Raw genomic sequence first — 12,255 nt, 5'->3', positions numbered from 1 at the left:
TTCCGCGATGCCCAGCATCCTCTTCAAGAACGCCGCGCTGCTCGATCCGCTCCAGGCGGAATTGCTGGCAGGCCATGATGTGCTGGTCGAAGACAGCCTGATCAAGGAGGTCTCGGACCGGCCGATCCAGGCCACCGCCGATCGCACCATCGATCTCAAGGGCAAGACGCTGATGCCCGGCCTGATCGACCTGCATGTGCACGCGATCGCCGTGGAGCTCAACCTGGCGCAGCAGGTCCACATGCCGAACGTGCTGGTGACGCTGCGCTCGACGCTGCTGCTGCGCGGCATGCTGCGACGTGGCTTTACCACCGTCCGCGACGCCGGCGGCGCCGGCCATGCGCTGAAGCAGGCGATCGAGACCGGCCTGACCGACGGCCCGCGGCTGTTCGTCTCCGGCCGCGCGCTCAGCCAGACCGGCGGCCACGGCGACATGCGGGCACGCTCGGATTACCTCGCGAGCGATGCGCCATGTCCCTGCTGCGTGCGGGTCGGCGCGCTGGCGCGCGTTGCCGATGGCGTCGATGGGGTGCGTAGGGCGGCACGCGAGGAGCTCCAGATGGGCGCCGACCAGATCAAGATCATGGCGTCCGGCGGCGTCGCTTCACCGACCGATCCGGTCGGCGCCTTCGGCTATTCCGAGGACGAGATCCGCGCCATCGTCGAGGAGGCGCGCGGGCGCCAGACCTACGTGCTCGCCCACGCCTACACCGCGGCCGCCATCGAACGCGCGGTTCGCTGCGGCGTGCGCACCATCGAGCATGGCAATCTGGTCGATCCTCCGACCGCGCGCCTGATGGCCGAAAAGGGCGCCTATGTGGTGCCGACCCTCGTCACCTACGAGGCGCTGGCCAATGAGGGCGCCCAATACGGCCTGCCGCCGGAGAGCGTGGCCAAGATCGCCGATGTCCGCGACGCCGGTCTGCGTTCGCTCGCGATCTATCGCGACGCCGGGGTGAAGATGGGATTTGGCAGCGACCTGCTTGGAGCCTCTCAACGCCTCCAGAGCGAGGAATTCCGGATTCGCGCCGAAATTCTCGGGCCGCATGCCGTCATCGCCAGCGCGACATTGATCGGTGCCGAAGTGCTTGGCATGGAGGGCAAGCTCGGCCGGATTGCGCCCGACGCTATTGCGGACCTGCTCGTGGTCGACGGCAACCCGCTGCGCGATGTCGCCTGCCTGCTCGGCCAGGGTGAGCACATCCCGATGGTGATGAAGGCGGGCAAGGTCCAGTTCGACCGGCTGAACGCCTAACTACCGCCACATCCCGCGCATCCGCGCGCCGATGTCGATCTTCGGGCCTTGGGCCGCGGTGCGGGCCGCGCCGGCGGCGGCCTTCGGCCAGGCGGTGCGCTCGAACAGATAGACGAGGGATTCCGGGATGAAGCGGGTGCGCGAGGCGTAGACGTGGCGGTCGCCCTTGGCTTGCTGGCCGTGGGTGAAGAAGCGCTGCGGCACGACGAGGTGCAGATCGTCCTTGGCGCGCGTCATCGCGACATAGAGCAGCCGGCGCTCCTCCTCGAGCTCGGCCGTAGTGCCAGCGCCGAGATCCGACGGCATGCAGCCGTCGACGACGTTGAGCACGAACACCGACTTCCATTCCTGGCCCTTGGCCGAATGGACGGTGGAGAGGATCAGATAGTCCTCGTCGCGGAGCGGAGGGCCTGATTTGTCGCTGGTCGCATCCGGCGGGTCGAGCGTGAGCTCGGTCAGGAATTTTTCGCGCGAGGCATAGCCGCTCGCGATCTGCTCGAGCTGCATGAGATCGGCGCGGCGCGTCTCGGAATCCTCGTGGACGCGATCGAGATGCGGCTCATACCAGAGCCGCACGCGTTCGAGATCGGCTGGCCATTCCGAGTAGCGCAGATTTCCGACCGTGCGGACGAAGTCGGTCCACTCGGCGCCGCTGCGTGGCGGCACCGCAAGCTGGCCGAGCGCGGTGAGCGGATCGGTGCTCTCCGCCATCTGGTCGAGCACGCGCTGCGCGGTGGCGGGGCCGATGCCCGGCAACAGGTGCAGGATGCGGAAACCGGCGACGCGGTCGCGCGGATTTTCGGCAAAGCGCAGCAGCGCCAGCACGTCCTTGACGTGCGCAGCATCGAGAAATTTCAGGCCGCCGAATTTGACGAAGGGGATGTTGCGGCGGGTCAGCTCGATCTCCAGCGGCCCGGAATGCGAGGACGTCCGGAACAGCACCGCCTGGTGCTTGAGCAGCGCGCCTTGCTCGCGGTTGGCCAGCACCTGCTCGACGATGTAGCGCGCCTGGTCGGCCTCGTCGTGGACGGTGACGAGCTGCGGCTTCTGCGACGAGGTGCGGTCGGTCCACAGATTCTTGGTGAAGCGTTCGCGCGCCAGGCCAATGACGCCGTTCGCCGCCGCCAGCACGGGTTGCGTCGAGCGGTAGTTGCGGTCGAGCGTGATCATCTCGGCGCGGGGGGAGAAGCTTTGCGGAAAATCTAGGATGTTGCGGACAGTGGCGGCGCGGAACGAATAGATCGACTGCGCGTCGTCGCCGACCACGGTGAGCCCGCGTCCATCCGGCTTCAGCGCCAGCAGGATCGAGGATTGCAGGCGGTTGGTGTCCTGATATTCGTCGACCAGCACGTGATCGAAGCGGCCGCCGATCTCGTCGGCGATCAGCGCATCGCTCATCATCTGCGACCAGTAGAGCAGGAGGTCGTCGTAATCCAGCACGTGCTGGGTCTGCTTGGCCTCGACATAGGCCGCGAACAGGCCCTTCAGCTCGGCGGCCCAGCCCGCGCACCAGGGATAGTGCTGGCCGAGCACTTTTTCGATCTCCATCTCGGCATTGACGCAGCGCGAGTAGATCGACAGGCACGTGCCCTTGGCCGGAAAGCGACTCTCGGTCCTCGACAGGCCGCGCTCGTGCCGGACCAGGTTCATCAGGTCGGCGGAATCCTCGCGGTCGTGGATGGTGAAGGCCGGATCGACGCCGATCCGCTCGGCATATTCGCGCAGGAGCCGCGCGCCGATGCCATGGAACGTGCCGGCCCAGGTGAGGGCGTCGCGCATGATCGCGGCATTGTTCTCGCCCAGCACCTTGCGGGCGATGCGCTCGACCCGGCCGGCCATCTCGGCCGCGGCGCGGCGGGAGAACGTCATCAGGAGGATGCGTCGTGGATCGGCGCCTGCGACGATCAGGTGCGCGACGCGATGGGCGAGCGTATTGGTCTTGCCGGAGCCTGCGCCGGCAATGACGAGCAGGGGGGCGCCCACGGTCGCGCCATCGGCGACGCCATGCTCCACGGCACGGCGCTGCTCCGCATTGAGCGTGTCCAGATATGTCGCCACGAATCGCCCCGGTGAAAGGGCGAGAGTCGGCGATCCCGGCGCGAATCGCAATGCGGCTGGACGGAACCAATGTTAAGACCTAGGGACAACACGGCCCGAAGTTCCAGCCTGAGAAGTGCGCAACCGGCATGACCGACCTCAAGCCCGACCAGTTCGAGATGCGGCGGCTGGAGTCGCTCAGCAATACCATCTTTGGTGTCGCCATGACGCTGCTCGCCTACGACCTGCCCAAGGCCGCGGTGTTTACCAGTGCCCCGAGCTGGAGCGATCTCGCCCATGTCTATTCCGGCAAGCTCGCCGGTCTCGCGCTCAGCTTCATCATTGCCGGCGTGTTCTGGATCAGCCACCACCGCCGGCTCGCGCGCCAGCCCGTGGGCAGCCGCGGCATGGTGATCCTCAACCTGTTCTTCCTGCTGTCGATCGTGCTGCTGCCGGTGACCAACGGCCTCTACACCAATTACAGCATGAGCAGCGCGGTGGCCGTGCTCTACGGCCTGCATCTGACTGCGATCGCCGGCCTCAATGCCTGGCTGTGGTGGACGATTTTGGGCGGCTGGCGCCACGAGATCATGGCCTCGATGTTTCCGCTGCTGGTGTTCATTCCGGGCACGATCGTTGCGGCCTTCGCGCCGCACGTCGCGCCCTTCGTGTGGTTCATCGCCTTTGGCGGGCTGTTGATCCAGCGCTTCTATGCCGCACCGACCGGGCCAGGTGCGTGAGGCGGCGGCTCACCCTTTTGTCGCGCCGAACCCGTCGGCCGGCACGTAAAGCTTGACCGGGCGGATTTCGTAGACCGCCGACGGGTTGACCTCGCGCAGCTTCCGCGCCGCCGCGATCGCTTCCTCATCGGTATCGTAGTCGACGAGATGGAAGCCGAGAAGCTGCTCCTTGGTCTCGGCAAACGGGCCGTCCAGCACCATGCCCGCGCCGGGGCCGCGCAAGGTGTGTGCCTTTCGGGTCTCATCCAGACGGGCGGCCGGCCCAAGGTGTCCGCTTGCCCTCAAGGGCGCCTGAACCTCGATCACTTTGGCCACGACCGCGGCGTCCTGCTCCGGCGCCCAGGACAAAATCTCGTCTTCCACGTGGTAGGCCAGGATGGCGTAAAGCATCGTCACCTCGTTTGTTTTTCAAGCTCGCAGTCGGAAGGATGTATGAGCGCCGCCGATACCGACAATCCCTAACATATTGCGTCGCGCAAGTTGCGACGAAACCGTCCTGAAACCCGATTGCCGCCCTCGGAGGTGAACGCTGTCCAAAGCCGAGGCGACTGATGGCCACCAAGAACACTTCGGAGGCGGCCATGTCGACCATAAAGATCATCTGCGACGCGCGTCGGGCGGGAAAATCGGAAGCCGCGGATTTGCACGACCAGTCCGGCCACCACCGCTATTACGGCAGCTCGGCCGAGAACGGCGGCGAGCGGATCGTCGAGAGCCGCCGCGGAAAACGCCCGCGCGGGCTCAATGTGTGTGGCTTCTGAAGCCTTCGGAGACACCGTCTTTCAACATGGACGTCCTGCAAATATCGATCGCGACGATGCCGTTCCTGCTTGCGCTGATGAGCCGGACGGCGAAGGCAATCGCGCCGTGCCTGCTGACGAGCATCATCACGGTGCTGCTCGGCGACGAGCCTCATCGGACGGTCATGGCCTGGTGCGTCGGCGTGCTGATTGGCGCCGTTGCCCTGCGTGAGCGGCTTCGCGCGAGCTGACCCGGCGCCGTCACGGCGCGCTCAGGACCTGTTTGACCAGCGCCTCGCGCAGCGTTGCCAGCTCGCCGCTCGCTTCCATCTGCGCGATCACCTTGCCGACCTCCGGCACCAGATCGCGATGGCGTTCGTGCAAATAGTGGTAGATGTTGATGCGCTCCAGCGGTGGCGAGAGCGGAACAATCCTGGCCTGCAGATTGAGTTTCTTCACCGCGACGAGCCCGCTGAAGAGGTCGGTGACCATCAGCTCGAAACGGTCGGCGTCGAGCATCCTGATCATGTTCTCGAGGCTGGTGGTCGCGGTGACGCGGGCCATGCCGCGCGTCCCGGCCTCTGAGGAGCCGACGCCGCGGACGATTCCGATGCTGTACTCCCTGATCGAATTCCAGCCGGCGACGTCGAAACGGAGTTTCGTCGCGAAGACCGCCGGCTCGATGTAGTTGATCGCCGGCGTGACCTGAATCAGCGTCGGGTACTCGCTGGAGAGCGTTCCGATCCGCTGGATCTCGCCATCGACCTCGCCCGCGCTCGACAGCGCCAGCGCGCGCTTGCCGGGGACGTCCTCGAACGCCAGCTTGATATTCAGCTTGGCGTAGACGGCCCGCAGCATCTCGCCGCCGACATATTGATCGGGGATATCGGCGATCCGCGCCAGCCGGATCAGCTCCTGCGCGTGCGACGGACCGGCGGCGAGCAATGACAGGCAGGCGACGATGATCCGCCACATGACGCGTCTCCTTTGCCCTGCATGGCTACCATTGGATTCGGATGGCCGCGAGCCACCGACGTGGCGCCCGTGTGGCGGCCGCACCGCTCGCCCGTCTTGCAGGTGACTGCGGACTTTAACCAATGTCATTCCAGTACGCGAAGTGATAGTTTGCGCGAGAATCCTGCTGCTGGGTGCAAGATCAGACCCCGCCAAGCCGCCCATGGGCCGGCAGGATCGCCATGCAAGTCGCGTGATGAGAGAATTTCAACTGTCGAATTGCTCGCGGCTGCGACCCGCCGTCCGGAGCAGGGTGCCGCCATTCCGGGGAGGTGGTGCATGGGCAACGCAGGCGACGAGGACTCCAAGCGCAGCAGCCGCGCCGGTGCCCCGGCGGCCGCGAAGCAGGATTTGAGCGGGATCGGCCCTGCATTTGCGCCAGGGATGATCGGAGCGCTGCTGTCGCGGATCTTCAACTGGTCGCGCAGCGGCGTCGGGCCGCGCCTGCTGGCCGCCGTGCTGCTGTTCTCCTCGATCGTCACGCTGATGCTGACCGCCCTTCAGCTCTATCTCGACTACGACCGCGAGGTCGGCGTCATCGAGACGCGGCTCGACGAGATCGGCCGCAGCACGACCGGCAGCCTCGGCGAGAGCCTGTGGAATCTCGACCAGAACCAGCTCAAGCTCCAGCTCGACGGCATCCTGCGGCTGCCCGACATCCGCGCCGCCGAGGTGCGCGAGATCGCCGATCGTCCCAATCCGATCCGTGTTGCTGTCGGCGAGCCGAGCACCCGCTCAGCCGTGACACGCGACTATCCGCTGAATTACAGTGTCCAGGGGACGGTACGCCCGATCGGCGTGCTTCATGTCGAGGCGACGCTGGCCGAGGTCTATCAGCAATTGCTGAACCGGGCCCTCATCATCCTGGCAAGCCAGGCAGCGAAGACCTTTATCGTCTCGCTGTTCATCATCTACATGTTCCATCTGCTGGTGACGCGGCATCTGGCCGCCATCGCCGAGTACGTCGGCCAATACAGCCTGTCGCGGCCGCCGCCGCCTTTGCGCCTCGAGCGCCGGCCGCCCCGCGATCCCGACGAGCTGGACAAGGTGATCGACGCCTTCAACGCGATGTGCGCGAACCTCGAGCGCGCCTATGGCGAGCTGCGCGAGGCCAACGCAAATCTCGAGCGCGACCTGAATATTCGCCGGCGCGCCGAAGAGGACGCGCGTGCCAGTGAAGAGCGTTTCCGCGACTATGCCGAGACCGCGTCCGACTGGTTCTGGGAGACCGGACCGGATCATCGGTTCACCTACGTATCCGAGCGGGCCGGCGCCTTCGGCATGGACAACAAGGCGCTGGTCGGCAAGCACCGCACAGATGCCGCCTCCGACCGCGACGCCGAGCCCGAGAAATGGCGGGCGCACGTGGCGGCGCTGGACCGCCACGAGCCGTTCCGGAAGTTCGAATATCGCGGGCGCGACGTGGCCGGCCGCATGCATCATTTCAACGTCAACGGCCAGCCGATCTTCGCGGCGGACGGACGCTTCATGGGTTATCGCGGGTCGGCCACCGACCTCACGGCGCAGCACGAGGCCGAGGAGCGGCTGCGCCAATCCCAGAAGATGGACGCGATCGGTCAGCTCACCGGCGGCGTCGCTCACGACTTCAACAACGTGCTCACGGTCATCACCGGCACCATCGAGATCATCCAGGAAGGGCTTGCCGACAAGCCCGAGTTCGCCGCGATCGCACAGCTGATCGACGATGCGGCGGCGCGCGGCGCCGAGATCACCTCGCAGCTCCTGACCTTCGCGCGCCGCCAGCCGCTGGAGCCCCGCGACATCGACGTCAACGCACTCGTGGTCGAAACGGCGAAGCTGCTCAAGCCGATCCTCGGCGAGCATATCGAGATCGTGACCCGGCTCGCGGACGACGCCTGGTCCGCGATGGCAGATCCGTCGCAGCTCTCGTCGGCGATCGTCAATCTCGCCGTCAATGCGCGTGACGCGATGCCGGGCGGCGGCCGGCTCACGCTGGAGACCGCGAACCGCGAGCTCGACGGCGCCAGCGGTGCCGGCGACGGCGATGTCATGCGCGGCGCCTTCGTGATGATCGCGGTGGCCGACACTGGTCACGGCATTCCGGCCGACATCCGCGAGCGCGTGTTCGAGCCGTTCTTCACCACCAAGGGCGTCGGCCGTGGCACCGGACTTGGGCTCAGCATGGTCTACGGCTTTGCCCGCCAGACCGGCGGCACCGTCGTCATCGAGAGCGAGGAGGGGCGCGGCACGGTGATGCGGCTGTTCCTGCCGCGGTCGAAGGGCGAGACGCCGGCCAAGACGGCGTCGGTTCAGCCGCCCGCGGCGGCACGAGGGCAGGAGACGATCCTCGTGGTCGAGGACGATCCGCTGGTGCAGGGCTATGTCATCGCCCAGCTCGGCACCCTCGGCTATCGCACGCTTGCCGCCAGCGACGGCGCAGCCGCGCTTGCGCTGGTCGACCAGGGCGTCAAATTCGATCTCCTGTTCACGGACATCATCATGCCCGGCGGCATGAACGGACGGGAATTGGCCGAAGCCGTCCGGCTCCGCCGGCCGGGGGCGAACGTGCTCTACACCTCCGGCTATACCGACGACACCATCGTCCACGAAGGACATCTCGATCCCGGCCTGGCGCTGCTCAGGAAGCCGTACCGGAAATCGGAGCTGTCGGAGAAGATCCGCGAGGTGCTTGCAGGCGAGCCGCCGGCCTGAGCGGAGCTCATCCATGCGGGCGCCACCCACGAAAAAGGCGCGGCGGGGAGACCCCGTCGCGCCCGATTTCTTGCTCGCTGGTCCAGGGCTGAGAGCGCCCCGATGCCAGGCCTTTCGTCAAAGCCTAGCGGGCGATCCCAGCGAGGTGACAGCGCTTGAGATAAGACACTGGATCACCTCCTTTCGTTGGTTTCGGGACTCTGAATATAGGACGAAATCCCGCCGCCGTTAAGGGGCGCCCCGGGGGCGGGAACTAGCCTGTCCGCGAGGCGGGAAAGACCGGTCCGGAGCAGTTGAGACTGCCGCCCGGTCGTGTTAGGGAGCCAGTGATGCGGGTGTAGCTCAATGGTAGAGCAGCAGCCTTCCAAGCTGAATACGAGGGTTCGATTCCCTTCACCCGCTCCAAATTTTTCGAAGATTTAGCGAGAGGGGTCAGATTTCATTCTGACAAATCGGCTGCTTTGCGCGTTCCGATGCTCGCTTTCCGATCGACTGTTTCGCGACTCTCTTGATAGCTTTCGTATTCCCGCGCTGGATAAGAACCGCGAAAGGCAACCAGTTAGAATCCCAGTTGGCGCCCCCTCCTGGCCTTCGCTGTATGCGACCGGCTGAAGCGAGGCAAATTGGACCGCGCCACGCCGAACGCCTGAAATCCTGGGCATGGTCGCCCGGATCGTGTTCGCCGCCACGATGCTTGCGTTGCTACCGCGACAGAGCGCTGTAAGGCCATGATGTTGCGCCGCCCGGGAATTTTTTCAAACCTGGCCCAAGGATTCCGGCGTCTCGTTCGTCTCAATTCATGAATGCCCGGAAAATCTCCTCCCGGCGCCCCGGCCTATGGGTGGAACTACTATGGTAAAGCGCATCCGATCGCGGTCCTGGACGGGACTGGCCGAGGGACCAGGTAACGGTCCCAATTATCTTGCTCAATCCTGTCGGCCTTGAGGAAAGGGCATGGGGGGCGCCATTCAGCTTATGACCGCAGAGGCGACTGAGCCGCCGGATGGCGGCGCCACGGATGACGACCTCGTCAGTCTGGCCACGCAGGGCAACCGTGCCGCATTCGAAGCCTTGTTGCGGCGTCACTACGACCTCATGCACCGCGTCGCGTGGCGCATGACCGGCTCCCGGACAGACGCGCAGGACATCTGCCAGGATGTCTGCTGCGCGCTGGTGGAACGGATCGCTTCTTTCAGGGGTGAGGCGAAGTTCACAACCTGGCTGGTCGGTATCGTGCGCAACGCCTGCCATGACCACCATCGGCGCCATTCGACGTTGACGCGGCTGAAAGGCCATCTCGCCGTTCTTGCCGAAATGGCGGCGCCGCCGGATGGCCGGGATCTGTTTCGTCGCAGCTGGCTCGCGAGCGAGCTGGCGCGGCTTTCGCCGTTGCTGCGCGAGACGGTCGTGCTTGTGGTCGGCGAAGGCATGACGCACGCGGAGGCGGCCACAGCCCTGGGCGTCTCCGAGTCGACCATCTCCGGCCGCATGCACGAGGTGAGGCGACAGGCGGGTCTCGCGAAGGACATTGGCGATGAGTACTGATCACGACATCATGCGTTTGCCCGACCCTCCGCCGCCTGCGCCGGACGCGCGTGCCTCGGCTGTGCAAGAGGCGCTGCTGCGCTTCGATCAAAAAAGCGCCGAGGAAAAAAACGCCGACGACAGCCAAGGAATGCCGACCGACATCCGTCTCATCGAGCGAACCGCCGCGTCCTTGCGGCCGTCGCGCGAGAGGTTTGTCATGAAGCGTACGCGTTATCTCCTGGCCGCCAGCCTGGCCTGCATTGTTGCCGGATCGGGCGCCTATCTCCATCTCATGCGGTCGCCGCAATCGCAGGACGTCGCTGCGCCCGTCGAACAAAAGGTGGCTAGCAACGACGTCGCTCAAGCTCCTTCGACAGTGCAAGCCAAGAAGGAAAGCGAAAGCCAGGCCCAGCCGCAACCGCAAATCCAAACCGCCACGCAGGCCGGAAAGCCCAGCCAGGAAGCCGCCGCGCCTTCGGTTGCCGCGCCGCCGCCTCCCGCCAAGCCGCACGTGGAAGATCAGATCGCCGGCCGGTTCGCTCCTCAGGCATCTTCCACGGCGGCGCCCGGCCGGGTGCAGGGTCTCATGCCGGGGGCACCCTCAGAAATGTACGCTCTTAGAGGCCAGAACGATCAAATGCACGCGCGCGCGCCGTCTGTGCAACTGCTGGCGCAGGCCGAAGTCTTTCGGGACCAGCGCGAACACGCTCCTGCTGCGTCCGAGCCTGTCGGCCGTGACAAGTTTGCGAATGCGCCGGAAAACGCCTTCAAGGTTGCGCGCGATGCACCCGTCTCGACATTCTCCATCGATGTCGATACGGCGTCGTATGCGTTCGTCCGCGCACAGCTCAACCGCAATGTCCTGCCGCCGGCCGCGTCCGTTCGGACCGAGGAGCTGATCAATTACTTTCCCTATGCCTATGAAGCCCCCGCATCGGCGAGCGAACCGTTCCGGGCCAATGTTGCCGTGTTTCCAAACCCCTGGGCGGAAGGCCGCAAGCTCATTCGCATTGGCGTCAAAGGTTATGCGCTGCAACAGACGAGCCGACCGCGCGCGAATCTCGTTTTCCTGATCGATACATCGGGCTCGATGGAGCCGCAGAACCGGTTGCCGCTCGTGAAGCAGTCGCTCGCCATGCTCGTTACCCAGCTGAAACCCGAGGACCGCATCGCGATCGTGACCTATGCCGGAAATGCCGGCACGGCGCTCGAGCCCACTTCCGTGTCCGAGAAAGCGAAAATCCTGGCGACGATCGATCGGCTCGATGCGGGCGGCAGTACGGCGGGTGCCGAAGGCATCAGGCAAGCCTATGTGCTTGCAGAGCAGAACTTTGACGCCAGCGGCGTCAATCGTGTCATCCTCGCCACCGACGGCGACTTCAATGTCGGAATTACGAACAAGGATGAATTGAAAGGTTTCGTCGAGCGTCAACGCGAAAAAGGCATTTTCCTGTCCGTGCTCGGCGTTGGTGCCGGCAATTACAACGACGCGCTGGCGCAGACGCTGGCGCAGAACGGCAACGGCGTCGCCGCCTACATTGATACGATCAACGAGGCACGCAAGGTGCTGGTCGAAGAGGCAAGTTCGACGCTGTTTCCGATCGGCAAGGATGTGAAGATCCAGGTCGAGTTCAATCCGGCAACCGTCGCCGAATATCGGCTCATCGGCTACGAGACGCGACTTCTCAATCGCGACGATTTCTCAAATGACAAAGTCGATGCCGGCGACGTCGGCTCGGGGCAAACCGTGACGGCGCTCTACGACATCGTGCCTGTCGGCGGGCCTCGCGTGGTCGACGATCTTCGATACGGTGCGCAAGCCCCGGCGAGCGACTCACCGTCGCCAGCCGAATATGCCTTCGTCAAGATCCGCTACAAGCTGCCGCGATCCGATCAAAGCGTGCTGGTGAGCACTGCCGTCGATCGCGCATCGGAACATGGCCGCTTCGAGGATGCGCCACTCGATGCCCGCTTTGCAACCAGTGTAGCCGCGTTCGGCGAGATTCTACGTGGCGGAAAGCACACTGGCCGGTTCGGCTATGACGACGTGCTCCGTATCGCCTCGGCCGCGCGCGGCGACGATCCTTACGGCTATCGCTCCGAATTCCTTCAGTTGGTGCGCGCGGCCAAAACTGCGAGCGCAATGCAGCCGCTGCGACCGTGATCACTTTTCGATTTGGGCCAGCGCGCCCATTCCGGCATCGACAGGGAGCGGAGGAACAGCAACGGTGCTGCACTCAACACAGGA

The 12,255-nt window shown here is 65.1% G+C and carries 10 protein-coding genes and 1 tRNA gene; 8 read left to right on the top strand and 3 right to left on the bottom strand.

The window, feature by feature from the left end; translation table 11 throughout:
* Nucleotides 1–7 precede the first annotated feature (7 nt).
* Nucleotides 8–1,255: an amidohydrolase family protein gene (locus tag OWC48_RS17610; RefSeq protein ID WP_282521099.1), complete on the top strand. Its 1,248-nt coding sequence runs from the start codon at nt 8–10 to the stop codon at nt 1,253–1,255.
* Here OWC48_RS17610 and OWC48_RS17605 read toward each other — a convergent pair whose 3' ends face one another.
* A complete protein-coding gene (locus OWC48_RS17605) occupies nt 1,256–3,313 on the bottom strand; it encodes an ATP-dependent helicase (protein WP_282521098.1) in 2,058 nt (685 codons plus the stop codon).
* Between the two features lie 128 nt (nt 3,314–3,441).
* Between OWC48_RS17605 and OWC48_RS17600 the strand changes: the two genes are divergently transcribed.
* The gene (locus OWC48_RS17600) at nt 3,442–4,032 is read left to right on the top strand and encodes a TMEM175 family protein (protein WP_282521097.1); all 591 of its coding nucleotides are present in this window, start codon (nt 3,442–3,444) and stop codon (nt 4,030–4,032) included.
* A gap of 9 nt (nt 4,033–4,041) precedes the next feature.
* On the opposite strand, the gene OWC48_RS17595 is transcribed toward OWC48_RS17600, so the two are convergent.
* Nucleotides 4,042–4,422 (bottom strand): YciI family protein, encoded by a 381-nt coding sequence (locus tag OWC48_RS17595; protein WP_282521096.1) that lies wholly within the window; start codon nt 4,420–4,422, stop codon nt 4,042–4,044.
* A 161-nt stretch (nt 4,423–4,583) separates the two neighbouring features.
* Here OWC48_RS17595 and OWC48_RS17590 point away from each other — a divergent pair, with 161 nt between their 5' ends.
* A complete protein-coding gene (locus OWC48_RS17590; protein ID WP_282521095.1) occupies nt 4,584–4,793 on the top strand; it encodes a hypothetical protein in 210 nt (69 codons plus the stop codon).
* 26 nt (nt 4,794–4,819) lie between these two features.
* Nucleotides 4,820–5,023 (top strand): hypothetical protein, encoded by a 204-nt coding sequence (locus tag OWC48_RS17585; RefSeq protein WP_282521094.1) that lies wholly within the window; start codon nt 4,820–4,822, stop codon nt 5,021–5,023.
* Between the two features lie 10 nt (nt 5,024–5,033).
* Here the strand turns inward: OWC48_RS17585 and OWC48_RS17580 are convergent, their stop codons facing one another.
* A complete protein-coding gene (locus tag OWC48_RS17580) occupies nt 5,034–5,747 on the bottom strand; it encodes an ABC transporter substrate-binding protein (RefSeq protein WP_282521093.1) in 714 nt (237 codons plus the stop codon).
* A gap of 318 nt (nt 5,748–6,065) precedes the next feature.
* Here OWC48_RS17580 and OWC48_RS17575 point away from each other — a divergent pair, with 318 nt between their 5' ends.
* From OWC48_RS17575 to OWC48_RS17560, 4 genes are all read left to right on the top strand, one after another.
* A complete protein-coding gene (locus OWC48_RS17575) occupies nt 6,066–8,480 on the top strand; it encodes an ATP-binding protein (RefSeq protein WP_282521092.1) in 2,415 nt (804 codons plus the stop codon).
* 331 nt (nt 8,481–8,811) lie between these two features.
* Nucleotides 8,812–8,885 (top strand) — tRNA-Gly (locus tag OWC48_RS17570).
* 549 nt (nt 8,886–9,434) lie between these two features.
* Entirely contained in the window at nt 9,435–10,025 is a 591-nt protein-coding gene (locus OWC48_RS17565) for an RNA polymerase sigma factor (RefSeq protein ID WP_282521091.1), read from the top strand.
* On the top strand, nt 10,015–12,171 hold the full coding sequence (locus tag OWC48_RS17560) for a VWA domain-containing protein (RefSeq protein WP_282521090.1): 2,157 nt from the start codon (nt 10,015–10,017) through the stop codon (nt 12,169–12,171). The genes OWC48_RS17565 and OWC48_RS17560 overlap by 11 nt, the downstream gene beginning before the upstream one ends.
* Nucleotides 12,172–12,255 lie beyond the last annotated feature (84 nt).

Origin of the sequence: Bradyrhizobium sp. Arg816 (assembly GCF_029989365.1) — a bacterium.
Taxonomy (GTDB): domain Bacteria; phylum Pseudomonadota; class Alphaproteobacteria; order Rhizobiales; family Xanthobacteraceae; genus Bradyrhizobium.
Note: the sequence above shows the minus strand (reverse complement) of the source record. Positions and strands in the feature narration are given on the sequence as shown.